The 20,524-nt window shown below is 39.6% G+C and carries 16 protein-coding genes; 4 read left to right on the top strand and 12 right to left on the bottom strand.

The window, feature by feature from the left end:
• Positions 1-203: 203 nt before the first annotated feature.
• Positions 204-749, bottom strand: coding sequence for a beta-class carbonic anhydrase (locus VEI_RS00635; protein ID WP_059361221.1), 546 nt, complete (start codon positions 747-749; stop codon positions 204-206).
• Between the two features lie 379 nt (positions 750-1,128).
• Here VEI_RS00635 and VEI_RS00630 point away from each other — a divergent pair, with 379 nt between their 5' ends.
• Positions 1,129-2,172, top strand: coding sequence for a YeiH family protein (locus tag VEI_RS00630; protein ID WP_059361219.1), 1,044 nt, complete (start codon positions 1,129-1,131; stop codon positions 2,170-2,172).
• A 136-nt stretch (positions 2,173-2,308) separates the two neighbouring features.
• Positions 2,309-2,917, top strand: coding sequence for a LysE/ArgO family amino acid transporter (locus tag VEI_RS00625; protein ID WP_059361216.1), 609 nt, complete (start codon positions 2,309-2,311; stop codon positions 2,915-2,917).
• Between the two features lie 99 nt (positions 2,918-3,016).
• On the opposite strand, the gene VEI_RS00620 is transcribed toward VEI_RS00625, so the two are convergent.
• The 9 genes from VEI_RS00620 to VEI_RS00580 form a co-directional block, all read right to left on the bottom strand.
• Entirely contained in the window at positions 3,017-3,904 is an 888-nt protein-coding gene (locus VEI_RS00620; RefSeq protein WP_059361214.1) for a LysR family transcriptional regulator, read from the bottom strand.
• 72 nt (positions 3,905-3,976) lie between these two features.
• Complete coding sequence (locus VEI_RS00615) at positions 3,977-5,188, bottom strand: MFS transporter (RefSeq protein WP_059361212.1); 1,212 nt, start codon at positions 5,186-5,188, stop codon at positions 3,977-3,979.
• Between the two features lie 208 nt (positions 5,189-5,396).
• Positions 5,397-6,002, bottom strand: a complete 606-nt coding sequence (locus VEI_RS00610; RefSeq protein WP_059361209.1) for a hypothetical protein — start codon at positions 6,000-6,002, stop codon at positions 5,397-5,399.
• A gap of 220 nt (positions 6,003-6,222) precedes the next feature.
• Complete coding sequence (locus VEI_RS00605) at positions 6,223-6,825, bottom strand: hypothetical protein (protein WP_059361207.1); 603 nt, start codon at positions 6,823-6,825, stop codon at positions 6,223-6,225.
• 240 nt (positions 6,826-7,065) lie between these two features.
• On the bottom strand, positions 7,066-7,737 hold the full coding sequence (gene narI / locus VEI_RS00600) for a respiratory nitrate reductase subunit gamma (protein ID WP_059361205.1): 672 nt from the start codon (positions 7,735-7,737) through the stop codon (positions 7,066-7,068).
• The gene (gene narJ / locus VEI_RS00595; protein ID WP_059361203.1) at positions 7,734-8,258 is read right to left on the bottom strand and encodes a nitrate reductase molybdenum cofactor assembly chaperone; all 525 of its coding nucleotides are present in this window, start codon (positions 8,256-8,258) and stop codon (positions 7,734-7,736) included. Before narJ ends, narI begins: the two co-directional genes overlap by 4 nt.
• Positions 8,258-9,685, bottom strand: coding sequence for a nitrate reductase subunit beta (gene narH / locus VEI_RS00590; protein WP_059361201.1), 1,428 nt, complete (start codon positions 9,683-9,685; stop codon positions 8,258-8,260). Before narH ends, narJ begins: the two co-directional genes overlap by 1 nt.
• The gene (locus VEI_RS00585; RefSeq protein WP_059361199.1) at positions 9,675-13,352 is read right to left on the bottom strand and encodes a nitrate reductase subunit alpha; all 3,678 of its coding nucleotides are present in this window, start codon (positions 13,350-13,352) and stop codon (positions 9,675-9,677) included. Before VEI_RS00585 ends, narH begins: the two co-directional genes overlap by 11 nt.
• Positions 13,353-13,425: 73 nt before the next feature.
• A complete protein-coding gene (locus VEI_RS00580; RefSeq protein WP_071824871.1) occupies positions 13,426-14,112 on the bottom strand; it encodes a Crp/Fnr family transcriptional regulator in 687 nt (228 codons plus the stop codon).
• Positions 14,113-14,445: 333 nt separating this feature from the next.
• Here VEI_RS00580 and VEI_RS00575 point away from each other — a divergent pair, with 333 nt between their 5' ends.
• A complete protein-coding gene (locus VEI_RS00575; RefSeq protein ID WP_059361195.1) occupies positions 14,446-15,783 on the top strand; it encodes an MFS transporter in 1,338 nt (445 codons plus the stop codon).
• Positions 15,784-16,185: 402 nt separating this feature from the next.
• On the opposite strand, the gene VEI_RS00570 is transcribed toward VEI_RS00575, so the two are convergent.
• Complete coding sequence (locus VEI_RS00570) at positions 16,186-16,785, bottom strand: TetR/AcrR family transcriptional regulator (RefSeq protein ID WP_059361193.1); 600 nt, start codon at positions 16,783-16,785, stop codon at positions 16,186-16,188.
• A gap of 160 nt (positions 16,786-16,945) precedes the next feature.
• Here VEI_RS00570 and VEI_RS00565 point away from each other — a divergent pair, with 160 nt between their 5' ends.
• Positions 16,946-17,731: an MBL fold metallo-hydrolase gene (locus VEI_RS00565; protein ID WP_059361191.1), complete on the top strand. Its 786-nt coding sequence runs from the start codon at positions 16,946-16,948 to the stop codon at positions 17,729-17,731.
• A 466-nt stretch (positions 17,732-18,197) separates the two neighbouring features.
• Here VEI_RS00565 and cooS read toward each other — a convergent pair whose 3' ends face one another.
• Positions 18,198-20,390, bottom strand: coding sequence for an anaerobic carbon-monoxide dehydrogenase catalytic subunit (cooS, locus tag VEI_RS00560; protein WP_059361190.1), 2,193 nt, complete (start codon positions 20,388-20,390; stop codon positions 18,198-18,200).
• Positions 20,391-20,524 lie beyond the last annotated feature (134 nt).

Below are 20,524 nucleotides of genomic sequence, written 5' to 3'. Positions count from 1 at the left end.
AGAGGAATTCCGCTATGTTGTGGTTATACGAAGACTCGATGGGACCAGTTTCAATCTTCAGTTATAGCAAGAGCCACTCATACCCTCGCAGCGACTTTGGCCCTGTTTCGTAGAAACAGACCCGGCCGGTGGAGCGAGAGGGTGTGAGTGGCTCTTGTTAACCTAAATGTAGAGTTCAAATTGGGCCCCATCGAGTAAACAATTTATACCTCAATATAGCGGAATTCCCCTGTATCAGGATCCATCATCCCCCCATAGAACCCCATCCCCTTAGGGAACAATGGATGATGACGTAGGAATTGTACTGTATAACGTACGTTTTCTTCAGAAATGTGGAATCGATCCATCCAGTCGATGAGACCTGGTTCAATCATGCGAATGGCATCTTCACTAATGCCTTTTTCCTTCATAGACTCCATAAATTGTGTAGCAGAAAAATCGATCATACCACAGTTTTCATGGCCGATAATGAGCACATCTTCAATTTCCATACCGTAGGTAGCAACGAGCAAACTTTGTACAATATTATCAATGGGTTGTGTCACACTATTGCCTGCTGTTTTAATCGTGATAATTTCACCACGTTCAAAACCGAGTGCATCTTCAAGCATTCCTACCAAGCGCGTATCCATACATGTAACAATAGCAAGTTTCTTTGTAGGATGGCTAGTTAACCCCTTGTCTGCAAGTTCAGGATGCTTTGCCACATAGGCTTTATTCTTTTCTAATATTTCATCAAGATTAATCATAATGCACCTCGCAATATACGCCTAATATTCGAATTTTATTATTAAAACTTTATTATTCGAATCAGTATCTATAATTATACTTGAAAATATCGTTTATTAAGTATAATTACTCCGCTCTTGATTATATAAACTTTCACCATTAGATACAATAGAATATCTCATGTATACAAGATATTTTTTTGATATATTCATTTCAATGCAGACCATTACACTAACATACGGTATAGTATTTTAATCTATATTCATCGAAAAAACAAAACATGCTTATATTCTCGCTTAAATGCTTGTATTGTGATACTATTAAATAAGAAATTATTTATGCATCCTGCGCGATACCACAGTGATGTATGTGCCACAGGTACAGTTAGGAGGTTTTATAATGGGTATCAACGCAAAAATATTACCAGGCATTGTGCTCTGCGCAGTCCTCGCCATTCCATGTTGGCTATTAGGACAGCAATTTCATTTCATTGGCAGCCCAATTTTTGCTATTATTCTAGGCATTATTATTGGTTCTTTATTCACATCTTGGAAACGTGAAAAAACGGGTGCCGGCATCGGATTTACATCGAAAAAAATTCTACAATGGGCAGTTATCTTACTCGGTTTCGGTCTTAATATTACGCAAGTATTGCATGTAGGCTGGGTTTCCTTACCAGTTATCATCTCTACAATTGCCACATCCCTCATCATTGCTTTCATTATATTCAAAGCGACACATATTGATTCTAATACAGCCGTGTTAATTGGCGTCGGTTCCTCCATCTGTGGTGGTAGTGCTATTGCGGCCGCAGCGCCTGTTGTGAAAGCTAGTGATCAAGATATTGCACAAGCAATTTCCGTTGTATTCTTTTTCAATGTAGTAGCTGCCTTCGTGTTCCCACCACTTGGCGATGCCATCGGTTTATCTAATATGGGATTTGGTCTATTCGCTGGCACAGCCGTAAATGACACATCCTCTGTTACAGCGACTGCAGCTGTTTGGGATAGTATGAAAGGAACAGGCACTCAAGTTCTCGAATATGCTACTATCGTGAAATTGACACGTACATTAGCCATTATCCCTATTTGTTTAGGTCTCGCTAGCTATCAAGTATACAAGGCAAAACAAGCAGCAAAGGCGAGTGAAAATGCGGAGCCTGTTAATATTGCGGCCATCTTTCCAAAATTTGTACTCTACTTTGTCATTTGTTCTCTTATTACAACAGTTTTATCCTACGCAAATGTAGACATTCATTTCTTGGATATCTTTAAAACTATTTCTAAGTATTTCATCACTATGGCCATGGTTGCTATTGGACTTAACACAAATCTAGTTAAACTCATCAAATCTGGTGGTAGCGCCCTCGCTTTAGGTGCTGCATGCTGGATTGCGATTGCTCTCGTTAGTCTAGGGATGCAATATGTCATTGGTTTATGGTAAAATAGAATAAAGGATAATCTGATACGGAATAGATTTCTATTAAGTGTATATATACACTCAATAGGGGTCTATTCTTTTATTCAGCATATATTAATTTTGCCTAGCTTTTGTATCCATAAAGAAAGGGGGATTATGTATGTACTTCTTACAAGGTTTATTAGTTGGGCTCGCTACGTTTGCACCTATTGGAATGCAGAATTTATTTATCATTAATACGGCTCTCGTACAGCCATTGCCTCGCATTATATTGACGATTACCATTATTGGTCTCTTTGATATGACATTGAGTGCAGCTGCATTTTATGGCATCGGAACTCTACTAGAAACATGGCCCACTTTCAATCTCATCATTCTCATCGCCGGCGGATTGCTCGTAACCTATATCGGCTATAGAACATTTAATACCGAACCAGCTCTCAAAAAGGTAGATACAAATATACCAATCAAGGACATTTTACTAATGGCCTTACTGGTTACGTGGGGTAATCCTCAAGCCGTTATTGATGCTTCTATGATGCTCGGTGCCTTTCGTGCTAATATTCCTGTGGAAGGGATATATCATTTCTTCTTCGGTTTCCTAGCTATGACGCCAATCTGGTTTGGTACCTTGGCAGGCACGATGTATATATTAGCTAAGAAAATTAAAATATCTCATCTCGTATGGATTAATAGAGTGTGCGGTTTAGTATTGATTATTTATGGCCTAAAACTCGTCTATGAAGGCATTATGATGCTACTTTCATAAACACATAAAAACAGGTATTTCGCGAAATCTCTAATACCACGTTACGAACAGTAACATGGATGATTTCAAGAAATACCTGTTTTTGTTATATATTCTAAGTTAAAACTCGTCGAGTACTTGAAGAAATAAGTCTTTAAAGGCCTCTGCATAGGTATTGGAGTTATGTAATGGGACTTGGAAATAATAGTCTTGTTCGATAGGTTTTCCATGATTCAATACGCATTTTCGCTCGATACCTGGTATTGTATCTACCAAATATTTAAACCGATCGACTAATAATATCCCTTGACCAGCAGAAACGAGAAAACGTGCCTCTTCAAGATTTTTAACTTGCACAAAGGAACCACCAAAACCAAGGGACTTGCGGTAATGTTCCTCTTCATCAAAACGTTGATCTTCATGACATACAAGAATTAACGGTAAGTCTGCTAGTTCTTTTAGCTCTATAGCACCTTCCAAAGTATACCCTTTAGGTGTTTCCGCTACAACAGTAGCCGTACTAATGGCATAACTTATACTATTAGCTTTTTCCGTTGTTTGCCAATAGTCTATAAAAATAATATCCACCAAATTATCTTTGAGCATTTGATTAAGCTCAGAATGACTACCGCTGTACATACGCACATCTAAATCTCGATATCGCTTAGTTGTACGCATTAACGCCTGCTGCAATGCAATACCACTGTAGCGATTTAAATAGCCTATGCGTAAATACTTACGGCTATCCTTACCAATACGGGCCGTCTCCTCTTGTAAATTTTGTATACGTAATAGCATGTGCTTGCCGTTACGATATAAATATTCACCAGCCGGAGTCAGGTAAAAGCTACGCTTTTCACGTACCATCAGGGGAATCCCCAAACTTGACTCTAAGGATTTAATTTGTTGTGAAATAGCCGATTGTGACACATAGTGCTCATAGGCAGCCTGTGTAAAGCTATTGTGCTCCACAACAGAAATAAAGTATTCTAATTGTTTTAATAACATGACTCTTCTCTCTCAACTTTGTATTAAACGGTAACTCTCTAATTCTACGCTTAATACTATACACATTAATATCTACTTACGATTATATTTCAACACTGGTTTATAAATCAAATACCAATATACACCAAGAGCCGCTATAAAGAATATGGCGGCCGTACTCCAGAATACAGCACCGTAACTGATAGTACGTGCAATCATACCGCTAATGACAGGCCCCAACACATTGCCCATCATGACTACACTTGATACAGCACCAAAAACAATACTTCGCCGCTCTATAGGCACAGCCTTTGAAATAAGGGTATTTGCAATGGGCGTAATAAACCCCATAAAGAAACCTGCAAGAGCACGTGATACTCCTAACCCCCACACATCAGGCATTAAGTATTGAAGTATGAAAAATCCTCCTACACCACAAGTAGATACGCATAATATACGTGGCATAGGCATAAATCTAGACAATTTACCTATTGATATAGACGCTAGAGCACTAAATACTCCGGCCCCAAATATGATAATTCCTACTATGGTCGCTACAAAATCATCATTTACACTCATATAATGTTTAATATATAGCGGCAAAATGGGACCAATTCCTGTAATACCGAAATTACATAAGAATAAAATAAATACCAATAAACGAACAGTGGGAATAGACATGAACGACTTGATCAAGGACCACTGTGACTCACTAGCATCTACCTTATGAGTATGCTGTAAATTTGGCATACATTTGTAAACCCCTAAAAGGCATAAACCAGATAAGGCAGAAAACAATAAAAATGGAGCACGATAACCTAATAAGTCAGCCGTTATCCCGCCCATAAGAGGTCCAAAAACTAGCCCCATCACCATGGAGGCCTGATAAAGTCCCATTGCCCAAGGAACTTTATCCTCAGGGGTGACTAACACGATTATACCAAGCCCAATGGGTACAAACCCTCCCACTAAACCTTGTAATGTGCGCAATACAAGTAATTGAGTTGGCGTCTGTGCAAAGCTACAGGCTCCAACGGCAAGCATTAATGTTATAAAAATAAACATCATTACCTTCCGAGGGCCTAGCTCATTGGCCTTTCGCGACCAAAAAGGAGCACTTAAAGCAACCATACAAGGTGTTACCCCTGATACGAGTCCTGCCCACATAGCGGCTTCTCCTTGATTTGTTAAACCAAGCTCCACAAGATATAAAGGTATAAAGGATAATACACCTATAATCGTAATACCCGCACCAATCTGTATGGCACACATCAAATAGATTAAGCGTTTCCATGAAAAATCCATATAACCCTCTTTTTCTCTTTGACGATGGTATATATTTACACATAACGAAGGTATATATTTACACATAACTATAGAATATATACTCATATTCATATTGTATCTTAAATAGCAAAAAAAGACCATCTCTTCCAATTATATTGGATAGAAATGATCTTTTTATAGTCATATTTGTAAGTACAATTTTACTATATTAACGAAAGATTTTAGCCTATTTTTGTTTGAGCATCCAATAGATGTAATACATAACTAGACCATAAGTTAATACATCAAGCACCGTCATAAACGGAACCATTTTAGAGATTCGTCCAAAACCATGGACATGAAGGTTGGCTGCCACGATGGCCACTAAATTTAAACGATGAATCCATAGTGCCTTTTTGTGAGAAACAGATTTAGCTCTATCTCCTAGCCATGAAGACAATTGTAATACACCAAATACTAAAGCTATAAGCATTGCCGCAGTTGAAATATAACCCGTCCAGAATGCAAAGGTAAGATTATATGCTTTAAGGAAATATACATACCAGTGAGCACATACAAGCACCACACTAACAACACCAACAATGCGATGAACATCATACATTTCTGCTGGATTATACCGATCCATAAACCATTTTGGTTTTGTCGCAATATAGGTCAATACTAGCCAGGCTGCATAGGGAATCAATCCTAAATGAATCTTCCAAACCCCAAAGGCTCTACCAATAGCAAAATAACCATACTCAATTAAGCCCATCAAAAGCAAAGATAATCCGGCAATCCAAATTAAAATATGGTACTTACTCTTATACTGTTTTTTCACAACTTCTGCCATAATAAACCTCACATATCAACTATAGAGAATGAAAAAAGAACGAGTAAATGATGGGCATATTTTTTCTCATATCATTATTAAGATAATACCAACTTTAACTATTTCAGTAAAGTGAATATGTATACCAATATCACAATTGATAAACTTTCATAATAACGTATCTAATCTATTAAAAAGAAAATTCCCTCTGCATAATCCAGAGGGATAGAATTCTTATATATTATTTCTTTTTAAACATCAAGTAGATGCAATAAATCACAAGACCATATGTAATGATATCAAACACTTGAAGAAATGGTACCATTTTGGAAATTCGTGTAAAGCCATGGATATGAATATCTGCAGCAACTAATGCTACAAGATTTAAGCGGTGAAGCCAAATACCTGTTGTTCGACCAGATGCCGTTACCTTTCTCAACTTTGGTGTTAAGAATGCAAGACCAGAAATTGTAGCAATACCAAAAGAAGTGAGGGCTACATAGCCACCCCACCAACCGAGGATAGATTTAGCAGCTTTACCGAAATAGAGATACAAATGGAATGCAATAACAGCCACAGTTGCTATACCTAATGCACGATGTACCTTATACATATCACCTAAATTATAACGGCTTGTAAACCACTTAGGACGAGTTGCCAAATAGGTCATAACAATCCATACACACCATGGCACAAGACCAGTATACACTTTGTAGTTACCAAAAGCACGCCCGCCTGCGATGTAACCCCACTCTAATAAACCAATCATAATTAAGGAAAATACTGCAATCCATATAAAGATATGGTAAATGCTCTTGTGTTGTTTCGTTTCAACTTGATTCATCTTAAAACCTCTCAAATAAAAATACTTATAAATATGATTTCTACTTAATATAGTTTATCATTTGTAAGCCTATATGTAGATTACTTATATTAGATAAATACTATTAATTATAAGAATAATAATAAGAATAGTTCTAAATAAAAAGCCCCTTATACGAATAAATTTAATCTTTATTCGTATAAGGGGCTCAGATTAATTTGTCATATTATAGAAGAGCATACAAATCAATCAACATCCTAATTATTTTTGATCTCGTTTACGATATACGATAAACGGACGTGTTAAATAGTTAAGTGGCGCACTCAAGCAGTGTACTAAACGGCTGAATGGGAAGATGATTGCCACTGCCATCCACGCGAACATGTGGAATTTAAACATAAATGGTACACCTTCCATCAAGGATGGATCCGGCATAAACGCTAATAGGCTGCGGAACCAAGGACCGATGGATACGCGGTAATCAAAGAAACCAGATGCATTAAGCAATGTTCCAGCCATACCACTGAAAATGGCTAATGTTAAGAACAAGTATAACCATTTATCAAGGCCAGATGTATTAACTTTCATAGCAGGCACAGTAAAGCGACGTTTCATCAAAAGCAAGAAGCCTACGATGAAGATGATACCCGCTACAGCACCCATGTATAACGCACCTTCATGGTACATATGGTCATTAATACCGATTGCAGCAGTCCAAGTTTTAGGGATTAACACACCTACTACGTGACCACCGATAACGCAAAGCAAGCCAAAGTGGAACAATGGATTGGCAATGCGCAATTGTTTTTTCTCTAAAAATTCACTCGATTTTGTGGTCCAGTTTCTTTCAAAGTAGAAGAAACGAACCAAAGTACCTACGATTAAGAAGGTGAAAGCGATGTAAGGCAAAGCGCCCCAAAGGAATAGATTCATCGTGCACCGTCCTCCAATCCATTTGCAACAGACAAGATAATATCAAACAAGAATGCATAAGGCAATTTAGCCTCAATGAAGCGTTCTCTAATGTATTCCAATTTTGGTTTACAATAGTCGTAAATTTCTTTTGCTTTTTCATCATCGATAACGGCACATAATTCAAGAAGTGCTGGAATATAGTCTGGCATTTCTTTTGGCAAATCATAGTCGTTTTCTAGGAAGAACGCTTTAAATTTAACGAGTTCTTCTGCTTGTTCCCCAGTACCTTGCAATTCATAAGTCGACAAATACATCGTTGTATTTTGACTAAAATCAAAGGTACGAACAAATTGGTCTTCGAATTCTTTTTTATCGAATTCCTCTACATAGTCGAAGAATTCTAATAAACCTTGGCGAAGTTGAGGATGCCCAACGGATTGGGCGTCCTCTCTCCATTCAGGTAATTCGTTATACCATTGTTCATCAGGATAGCGTAGAAGAAATGACGCAATAAGAGCGATTTTCTGAGCATCCTTCATTATTGACATCCCCCTGTTGGGCAAGCAAAGCCGCGATTTTGTTGCATTTCTAGGCGACCTTCGCGAGATACTTTCACATCAGATGGGACAACAAAGCGATCATTATATTTGGACAATGCCAACAATTTGTACATACCGTACATTTGATCTTCTGTTAAATCTACATTGTGATCGATAGGACCGTCACCTGTTTCACGACGGCGCATGTATTCACGCATGTCGAGAACACGTTGCAATGTACGAGCTAAAATTTCTGTATTACCTGCTGTAAACAAGTTAGCAAGGTATTGTACAGGTACGCGCATTTCATGTGCATCTGGCAAGTATACATCAGATGTTACGCGTTGCAAGATTGGGCTGAGTGGTGGCACATACCAAACCATTGGCAATGTACGATACTCAGGATGCAATGGCAATGCCACGCCCCACTCTTTTACAAGTTTGTATACAGGAGATTTTTGAGCTGCTTTAATCCATGCTTCAGAGATGCCTTCAGCACGAGCCGCTTTAATAACCTCTGGATCATGAGGGTCCAAAATCAAATCTAATGTATTTTCGTAAATATCTTGTTCATTTTTTGTAGCTGCCATAGCTTCTACTTTGTCCATGTCGTAGAATACAACGCCAACATAGCGCATACGACCTACACAAGTTTCAGCACAGATTTGAGGCAAGCCATTTTCCAAGCGTGGGTAACAGAATACGCATTTTTCAGCTTTATTAGTTTCCCAGTTATAAAAGATTTTTTTGTATGGACAAGATGGAACGCAATGTCTCCAACCGCGGCATACATCTTGAGATACGAGAACCACACCATCTTCGTCGCGTTTGTAGATCGCGCCAGATGGACATGCAGCTACGCACGCAGGGTTCAAGCAGTGGTTGCAAAGACGTGGTAAGTAACGCATGAATACTTCTTCGTAGTCAAATACGATATCTTGGCCCATCTTAGTCAAGTTCACATCAGAGCGAGCATGTTGACCGCCAGCCAAGTCATCATCCCAGTTAGGGCCCCAAGTCACTTCCATTTTTTGTTTCGTTACAAGGGAACGAGGGCGAGCTACTGGTTGGTTATTTTTACGACCACCATGAATCAATGTTTCATAGTCGTATGTCCAAGGTTCGAAATAATCCTTCAATTCTGGTTGTTCAGGATGGAAGAATAATTTCATTAAACGATTGGTTTTAGAACCTGTAGAAAGAGCTAAATTACCAGAATTATCTAGTGTCCAGCCACCCTTCCATTTTTCTTGGTCTTCCCAATTACGTGGATAGCCTACGCCTGGGCGAGTTTCCACGTTATTAAAGTACATATATTCCGCGCCTTCGCGGTTCGTCCATGTATTTTTACAAGTGATAGAGCATGTATGACAGCCTAAGCACTTATCCAAATTTAGGACCATGGATACTTGAGCTTTAATCTTCAAGCCAATCCACCTCCTTCAATTTACGAGCCACAATTGTCATATCACGTTGGTTGCCAGTTGGGCCATAATAGTTAAATCCATAGCTCAATTGACCATAACCGCCAATCATGTGTGTCGGTTTCAAGTGAATATGAGTTGGTGCATTATGTGTACCACCGCGACGGTCTTTCTTAACTTGCGTACCAGGAACGTTGATGTGACGATCTTGAGAGTGATGCATATAGGAAATGCCACGAGGAATACGTGGAGATACAACTGCACGAGCTGCTACAACACCATTTTTGTTGAAAGCTTCTACCCAGTCATTATCTTTAACGCCGATTTCTGCTGCATCATCTTCATTGAGCCAAATAGTTTGGCCACCACGGAACAATGTCAACATTTGTTGGCTATCGAAGTACATACTATGTGTAGACCACTTATTATGTGGTGTTAAGTATTTCAATGTAATTTCTGGAATACCTTCTTGTTTGTAGTCACCTTGTACTGGTTTATAAGATAATACAGGTTTGTACAACGCCATAGCTTCACCGTAATCGCGCATCATTTCATGATCACAATAGAAGGATTGACGACCTGTTACGGTACGGAATGGTACTTTATCCTCTGTAGATGTTGTGAATGGAGAATAACGACGGTTTTTATCGTTCTTACCAGTACTTGTTACAGAGCTAATGATAAAGCGCGGTTGGCGAACCATATCATCGAAGGTAATCTTTTCTTGTTCGCGGCCTTTTGCATTCTTTTCAAGACCAGAAAGACCTGTTTTTTCTTCCATCGCTTTCCAAGAGCGAACAGCCAATTTACCATTTGTACAAGAAGATAATGTTAATACAACATTACAAGCTTCCTTACATTCGTAAATGCTTGGACGGCCATGAGAAATAAATTCTGGATTATCGATAATACCATTTTGTGCATACAATGTTTGGTATTCATCGGATACATCCCACGCCAAGCCATGAGCACCCATTTTATTTTCAATATTAGGTCCCAAAGCGATGAACTTTTCGAAGATTTGACTATAATCGCGTTTTACATGTACGAGGTTAGGCATTGTTTTACCTGGAATTGGCTCACATTCGCCTTTGCTCCAGTCGAGAACCTTACCTTCTGGTTGAGCCACTTCACCTGGGCTGTCATGACCAAGAGGCAATGCTACGATATCTTCGTATTCTGTGAAGCCAGACTCTTTTGCTATGCGAGACACTGTTTCTGCAAGGGTACGGAATGTATCCCAGTCAGATTTAGTTTCCCATGCACAATCAACAGCTGCTTGGAATACGTGAACATATGGATGCATGTCTGTAGAAGACAAGTCTTCTTTTTCATACCATGTAGCTGCAGGGAATACGATATCAGAATACAAGCCTGTAGAAGCCATACGGAAGTCGATATCGATTAAGAGGTCAAGTTTGCCGGCCCCATCAGCTTCACGCCATTTGATTTCTTCTGGACGTGTAGGTGCATCGTCATCTTCTAATACCGCATTTTTAGTACCTAATAAATGTTTCAAGAAGTATTCATGGCCTTTAGAAGAGGAACCGATAAGGTTCGCACGCCATACGAATAAGTTGCGTGGATGGTTTTCTTTAGCCGCAGGATCTTCTACGCAGAATTGTAATTCTTTATTTTTCAATGCTTGTGCCACATATTGATTAATTTCTGCTTCTGTACCAGCACCAGCTGCACGAGCATCGTTAACCAACTCTTGGCTACCTTTATTGAAAGTAGGATACGATGGCAACCAACCTAAACGAGCCGCTAAAACATTGTAATCGCCAGGGTGACGATAACGAGGCTTAGCTAATTTAGATACGCGGTCTGCCAAGTCGATGCAATCAGAACGGTATTGTTCTGTAGCAAAGTAGAACCAAGATGTACCATTTTGCAAACGAGGAGCTTTACTCCAGTCGTTAGCTGTCATGATACCGCCCCAGCCTTCAACAGGACGAAGTTTTTCTTGACCTACGTAGTGAGCCCAGCCACCACCGTTAACACCTTCTGTACCGCAGAACATGATAAGGTTCAAGATTGTACGGTAAATGATATCCGCATGGTACCAGTGATTGATACCACCGCCCATGATAATCATGGAACGACCTTTAGTTTTTTCTGCATTATCTGCAAATTCACGAGCTGTGGCAATAGCAATATCTGCTTTTACGCCTGTAATTTTTTCTTGCCATGTAGGTGTGTAAGGAGTGTCATCAGTGTAAGCTTTAGCCACTTCACCACCGATACCACGGTCTATACCATAGTTAGCAAGAATAAGGTCATATACTGTAGTTACTTTTACAGGACCATCAACAGTTTGTACTGTAATCGTTGGAATAGCACGTTCGATAACGCCTTCGTGCTCTTCGTCACCAAAGTATGGCAATTTAACGATAGTCACATCTTCCCGTTGATCAAATACGGATAAGCGAGGGTCAATTTTAGCCCCTGTATTGCGGTTTTCAAGGCGTAAGTTCCATTTTTGTGGATTTGTGTGACGGTCGCCCATTGTACCATTTGGAACAACGATTTCATTTGTTGTTTCATCAATCAATACAGTTTGGAAATCAGCACCGTCTTCTTTGCTACCTAAATCCTTAGCATTTAAGAAACGGCCTGGTTGTACTGCGCCGTTGATGTCTTCAACGCGTACAAGGAATGGCATATCAGTAAACTCTTTAGCATACTCTTTGAAGTATGGAGTTTCTTTATCGATGTAGTATTCTTTTAAGATTACGTGACCCATCGCCATAGCAAGAGCCGCATCAGTGCCGGCTTTCACATTAAGCCAAGCATCAGAAGAAGTTGTAGATTCCGCATAGTCAGGAGATACGGATACTACTTTGGTACCTTTGTAACGAACCTCTGTTAAGAAGTGAGCATCAGGCGTACGAGTCAACGGTACGTTGGAACCCCAAGTCATGATGTAACCAGCATTATACCAGTCACCAGATTCAGGAGTATCAGTTTGTTCACCCCAAACTTGAGGGCTAGAAGGTGGCAAATCGGCATACCAGTCATAGAAGGACAATGGTGAACCACCCATTAAGTTAAGGAAACGAGCACCTGCTGCATAGGACAACATGGACATCGCTGGAATTACAGAGAAGCCCGCGTTGCGGTCAGGGCCGTATGTTTTTGCTGTATATAGTAAAGATGCTGCAGTGATTTCTGTCGCTTCATCCCATGTGGAGCGCACAAAGCCACCCATACCACGGGCAGATTTGTATTTCTTCGCTTTTTCAGGATCTTCTACGATAGATTTCCAAGCTTCGATTGGGTTCTTAGCATGCTTTTTAGCTTCTCTCCAAAGCTCAGCCAATTCGCCGCGTACATATGGATATTTTACGCGCAATGGGCTATAGAGATACCAAGAGAATGTGGCACCACGAGGGCACCCACGTGGTTCGTAATCCGGCATATCATCTGGTGTTTCAGGGTAATCAGTAGCCTGATTTTCCCACGCAACAACACCATTCTTAACGTAGATATTCCAGCTACAAGAACCAGTACAGTTTACGCCATGCGTTGTGCGGACAACTTTATCGTAAGACCAACGGTCACGATAAAAATTTTCCCACTCGCGGCCGCCATCTTCAGTTATTTGATGACCGCTTGGAGATACGTTCTTCTTGCGAAGAAACTTAAACTTTTGAGACAACAAGCTCATCTCATGTCCTCCTTCAAAACTACAAAAAAGCCCTTGCGTTAGCAATGCCAACAGCAAGGGCGATTATCCACAATTATTCGATATTACTGATATTAGGATCTATCGTTTCCGTATCCAAATCGAGTAATCCGATTAATGCATCGAAGTCACAGATTACCAGATGGTGTTTATCATAGGCTACATAGCCTAATTTTCGTAACTCACTAAGCATGCGGTTTAAACTTTCCCGAGATGTGGCAGCAAATTCAGCTAATTCTTGGTTTGTTAAAGCAATGTCGATATAGATACCGTCATCGCGTTTTATACCGTAGCTATTAGCCAAACGCAATAAAGTCGAATAGAATGCACCTTTTTTGCCATACAACAACAAGTCTCTATACTTGGCCTGTTGTCGCCGCATGTGAAGTGTATAGATTTTCATCATCGCAATAGCCAAGGAATGGTCCTTTGCAATGGCTGGTTCTAACACATCATAACGAATCGAATATACCGAGCATTTTTCACGTGCAATCGCATTAAACACGTAAGTCCGAGTATTTGTCTCATATAAAGGAATTTCGCCAAGCACATTATTAGGTCCCACCAAACGATGAGCAAAAATATGACCACTAGCCTCAAATTTCTTAATACTAAGTCTACCTTTACGAACAATAAAAAAATGATCTGCTATATCACCTTCGTGAAACAGAAATTCTCCTTTTTCAAGATGAATTGTTTCACCTGGCAATGCAAGTAACTGGTTTATTAACTCCTGTTCCATACTATCACCGTGCATCCTTTAGTGTCATTTGACCATGTCCTTTTTGAAAGTTGCTTTCACAAAACACATGGGCAAAAGGCACATATACTATATACTTACGTATATTACCAACATTATAACCGATTAATTCTTATATAAGTGTGTTTTTCATCACAACATTATTATATTTTGTTTTATATAATAATGTTGTGATTTTAGGCACATTCTCTATTTTTATAATACTACTTTTTTTGTATGATTCACATGAAAATTTTTTATGAAAATGTGCCGTATAGTTTGTGTAAAAAGATCTTCCCCTTTTATCACATGTGTTTTACTTAAAGGAGAGCTCTCATGTCAGAACTGAAAATGCCTCAAGTAGGTGCGAGTCGCAAAGAGATTGTTGCGAACTGGCAACCAGAAAATCCCGAGTTTTGGGAAAAGTTTGGTAAAAAAATCGCCAAACAAAACTTGGTAATATCCACTATTGCCCTAACTTTATCCTTTTGTGTATGGTATCTATGGTCCACCATCGCAGCCCAATTAAATAGTGCGGGATTCCATTTTACAACCGACCAATTATTTACACTTGCTGCCTTCCCAGGCCTCGTAGGTGCTACATTACGCTTTGTGTACACTTATATGCCCGCACTTATGGGTGGTAAAAACTGGACATTCATTTCCACCATCATTTTGTTGGTCCCTGTTGTATGGCTCGGCTTTGCTGTACAGGATACAACTACTTCGTACACTACATTCATGATTTTAACCGCCCTTATCGGTTTAGCGGGCGCTAACTTCTCGTCATCCATGGCCTACATTGGCAACTTCTTCCCTAAATCCGAAAAAGGTACAGCCCTTGGTATCAATGGCGGTATTGGTAACCTTGGTATTTCTGTAATTTACTTCTTAGCACCATTCGCTATGGGTTCTGCTACATTAGGCAATGTCTTTGGTGTAACACCTGCTATCATCAAAGGTAATGCAGTATACCTTGCCAATGCAGCTTTCATGTGGATTGTACCACTCGTTGTTATCCTTGCATTGATGACTCGATTCATGGACAACTTGCCTCTAGACAAACCAAATCCTAAAAATCTTGTACAAATCTTTGGCAACAAACACACATGGGCTCTTACATTACTTTACACTTGTTCTTTCGGTGCTTTCTCTGGTTATGCAGCAGCACTAGGCCTCTTAGTAGGTAAAGAATTCCCTGAAGTTCCATTTGCATCCATTGCATTCGTAGGCCCCCTTGTAGCAGGTGCCCTTCGCCCTGTAGGCGGTTGGTTAGCAGATAAAATTAATAGCGGTACAAAGGTTACTTTTGTTAGCCTTATCGGCCTATGTGCTACAACAGCGCTTATCGCAGTGGGCGTTGATATGCACAACTTCCCATTCTTCTTTGCTATGTCCGTATTAACATTCGTATGCTGTGGTTTCGCAACAGGTGCCACATTCCGTATGATTCCTCACGTATTTGGTAATCCGTTGTTATCCTCTTTAATCACAGGCTTCGTAGCTGCCGTAGCTGCATACGGTGCATTCATTACACCTAAAATCTTCGGTTTCGTATACTCCACATTCGGCAACATTCACCCAGCCTTCGCCGTATTACTTGCATTCAACCTTGTAACTGTAGCGGTGTGCTTCTGGTTCTATGTGAGAAAAGGGGCAAACATGAACGTATAAATTCATGTTCTACCTTATAGCTGTATAGAAAATATAATTTACATCATTAAAGAAAATATAATTCACCCTTAATTTGGGTAATGAAATACCCCCTCAGTCGTCCTCCACCGCCTTAACGGCCTGCGGCTAGGCCTTGGCCTAGCAAAGTCGGACTCTCTGAGGGGGTTATTTCATTAGAAATTAGATGTGAATTAGATTATCTACATGGTGAATTATATTTTCTATTACAGCAATTACGGTTGTCCATGAATTTATACGTTCTAAATAGACAGAACGGTCTGCGGCCTAGGGACTTAACCTCATCCATATACCGCTTCTAGAAATTAGTACAGGCCTGTACTAATTTCTAGGTGAGCATGTATTGCCTAAGATGCGCCAAGGAAGTATGTGAGCCTTATATGCTTATTTTCTATGTAACCCACGGTAAACGAGTTCAAAGATAACTTTCTGCGCTTCTAACCATTCATCGCTTTGGGACCACTTATATTGTTTATTAACAGCATATAGTCCGTGCACTAAAAATACAAAAACGGATACACCCACGTCAAATGAAGTCCCAAGTGCTTCTGCCATAACAAGCCCTTGCCGATCTTTTTCACTCCGTATAATTCGTTGCAATACATATTCTGAAATTTGGTCATCTAAAAATAAAGGTAAATACTTTTTATGTCGTATAATACGCTGACATAAAGGCAATCTATCAAAAATAGAATCGTATGATTCTCTCAATGACACTGAATCAGAAGCAGCCGATAAGGTTTGAGCTATAGTTTGTAAATTATTATTATCTACCATTCCTGGTCTCGAATAAGCGATTGCATCATCTACTAAATCATCAACAATTTCCATGATATTGCTATAGTGTAAATAAAAAGTAGAGCGAGTTATACCTGATGCTTTACACAACAATGTTACGGTTAAAGACTCAAAAGAATGGTTTTCTAAACAACTAAGCAACCCTTCTTTTAACAACATTCGTGTCATTTCTTTTCGAGTTATCATATAACCTCCTACATAGACACATTTATACAATGTGTCTATTAACAAACATAGTGTCAATTATTGTTGAGACTAGTATAACAAAACAAGGTACACTAATTCTAGGGATTACAAACAGTAATCTATTTAATTAGATTTTCAAAATACAATTAAGGAGATACCTATGACACAATATACTCACATTAGAAATGCTACAGGAAAATTAACAATAAAAAACACAACATTTCTTATTGATCCATTCTTAGCACCAAAAGATACTTATCCTGGCTTTGAAGGAACATTTAACTATCAACAAAGAATGCCTATGGTTGATTTACCTGTACCAATGGACAATCTATTAAGCAATGTAACTGCAGTAGTAGTTACACACACACATCTCGATCATTGGGATGACACGGCAATTAAATCTATTCCAAAGTCACTTCCTATTTTTGTGCAAAATACAGCGGACAAAGAACTTATTATCTCCCAAGGCTTTAATGATGTACGTATCCTTTTTGAAAGTCTTGAGTTTAATGGTATCACATTAAGAAAAACAGGGGGCTCACACGGCACTGTAGAAATGTATGCAAATCCAGTTCTCGCACCATTAGCAGGCGATGCAATGGGCGTTATTTTTGAAGCAGAAGGCGAACCTACTGTGTACCTTGTAGGCGATACAGTATGGACAAGCGATGTAGAGAAGGCCCTTCTTCGCTTCGACCCTAATGTTATTATTATGAATACAGGATATGCTCAAGTTTTGGGCTTTGAAGATAGTATTATTATGGGTACAAAAGATATTGGCCGCATGGTGGTACGCAAACCAGAGGCTAAAATCATTGCGGTTCACATGGATACAGTTAATCATACTGCAACAAGCCGTAAGGATGTGCACAAGTTTATCAAAGGCACCAATATCGAAAGCCATGTAGCAGTCCCTGAGGATGGAGAAACTATTGTACTATAAGTTACTATATACCTATGTTGTTTTTATGTTGTTATTGAGGTATACTATAAACATAAAGAGAGTCATTGACGTGTGCAAGCGTTAGGCTCATCTAAAAATTTGGGAAATAAGATGTGCCTAACGTGTAAGTATTACCAGTACTTATTACGTTAGGCGTTTCTTAAGTTTATTTGAATAAACTTAAGATGGAAATTACAATGAAGCGTCAGGCCTACCTGACGCTTTTATTCTTTCATAAATAATTATTAGTTAATTAGGCTAAAACGTAAAAAATAAAACTCATCATTTAGATTTACTAATTTAGAGTTTACCTCTAATGAAATAACCCTCTCAGTACGTCCGACTTTGCTCTGTCTTTTCTCCTTATACAAAAAAGACCCTCTTCAGAATCCGACTTTGCCCCTGTTCCGAAGGAACAGATCTGGGCGGTGGAGGATTATGGAGAGGGTCTTTTGTTTATATTATATTATTTTACTTCTGCCCAACCTAAAGCAGCACGTTTAGCATCAATATCTGCCAAGATTTTTTCAGCAACTTTAGCAGGATCTGTATTTACATACATAACAGAGCCTAAGATGTCTTTAGTGTCTTCTTTAAGCCATTTTGTAACAGCATCAGAGCCTTGTGTAGGTGGCTCAACGCAATGGTAAGAGTTGATACCCATCAAGCGGAAGCCAAGGGATGCATCGATACCTTTTTCGTTAGACCATTCAGGGCTAGACATAGCGAATGGCAATTGTGGCAAGTTAAGACCAAGTTCAGCCGCAATACCACCGAAGATACCAGAGGAACGTGCATTATCTACACATTCGCCAACATGCCATACTGGTGGTTGATCATCGCCCAAGAACTCTTGTAATGCAGGGCTACATTTCTTAATAGCATCTGTATTACAGTAACCAAGTTTCATTAATGGGAAGGACGCACAACCATTTGTTAAGATGATACAGCCATTTTTGATAAGTGTATCAACGATATCTACAGTTGCTTTTTCGTAGATAACGCGAGGGTTGGAACAACCTACTACGTTAACGATACCACGAACTTTACCAGATTTTAAAGCCTCTGCCAATGGTTTGAAGGAACCATAATGTTTAACAGTGGATTCTGGAGAGAAACCAACCTCTGCAGTGATTTCGTATGGCGGAATGAATACAGGCATGCCTTTACGCAATTCATGAGCTTCAAGAGCGCGATCCAAGATTTTGCGAGCCAATGCTTTTGTTTCAGACAAGTTAGTATGATGGTGATCGTAACCAATGTGTTCTGCACCTGGTAAACGCGCTGCATCAGATGTAGTGATAACCTTTGTGTTGAAGCAACGTGCTACGTCCATAATAGCAGGGTAAACGTCTTGAACGTCAGCTACCCAGCAATCGAGTGCGCCAGTACCAAGTACAAGTTCCGCACCGATAGCATTACACAATGGAATAACATTTTCATAACGGTACATGCTGGACAAACCAGAGCAGCAAATACCGTAGAATTGGATGCCTTTGGCACCGATAGCTTTCGCTTTTTCTAAATACTCTTCAGAGGCACCAATTGTACAAATTTGAGATACTAATGTTGGCAAGTGACCATGAACAGCGATATTTACATAACCTTTTTTCAAGGCACCAATGTTAACTTTGGATGTACGGCGACCGCCTTGTCCGAACAATGCATCTGTAGCGATATCTGCCGCTACTACGCCAGTAAATGTGAAAGCAAGACCACAACGCAAGAATTGTTTCATGTTGCTTTCCCAATCGCCATCTGTACCTACGCAAGTACGATGGTATGCATCAAATGCTTCATTGTACGCGGAAATAGGCAAAATATCCAAGTTTTTCCAAACTTCGCGACGTTCAGCAGGAGCCATTGCTGTAATTGTTTTATATTCGCCAGGCAATGCACGACTCAAATCTTCTAATAGAACGTCTGCTAAATCATTAGCTACTTCTTTCAAAGAACGACCTTCTTCAGGGATGTTGAAAGCCTTACATACAGTACGGATTTTTTCTTCGCCCAAAATTGGAATATCCAATTGATCATTAGCGGCAGCTTTCAAAGAAATCAAAATTTCACGAGCATGCGCACCATGTTGAGTCAAACCACCAGCAGCAGCACGTGTCATGTTACGAGCTACGATAAGATCCGCATCGGCACCGCAGACACCACGAGGGCTCTTAGGCGTAATTTTACATGGACCCATGAAACAAATACGACAACATACGCCTGCAATACCGAACGCACATTGAGGTTGTTGTTTATCGAAACGGTCAAATACAGTGTCGCAACCGATTTGTTCCATACGAAGAATCATCTCACGCACGGCAGGGTCAGGAGTTTGCTCGATAACATCTTGCTTAGTAGGCCATGTTTTACGATACTCAGCAACAGCCTTAAGATAATCATTTACGCCATGTTCATGAGGCACGCCTGGTTCATGAGTGTGTGGCACCCATTTATCTGTAGGCAGCGCCTTTTCATGGCTATGATCGTGACCATGGTCATGATTGTGTTCATGATCATAATCATGATTATGATCGTGGTCGTGATGATGTTCGTGATCATAATTGTGGTCATGATTGTGATGATGACCGCCACAATGGCAATGATGATGTTCACCATGGCTATGGTCATGGGTATTTTTGTTTTCCACATCTTTACTCATAATAAACCTCCTAGGGGCCTACGTAGGCCAGCTGACAATAATAAGAAAACATATTCTACATTTATTTCAGGTTAATTCCACCATAATGACGGACTTTAAATCCTATCTCCAAAATATGTTTTAAACTGCTTTAA

This window comes from Veillonella tobetsuensis (genome assembly GCF_001078375.1).
Lineage (GTDB): Bacteria > Bacillota > Negativicutes > Veillonellales > Veillonellaceae > Veillonella > Veillonella tobetsuensis.
The sequence above is the reverse complement of the archived record's forward strand: the minus strand, read 5'-3'. Positions and strand labels throughout refer to the sequence as shown.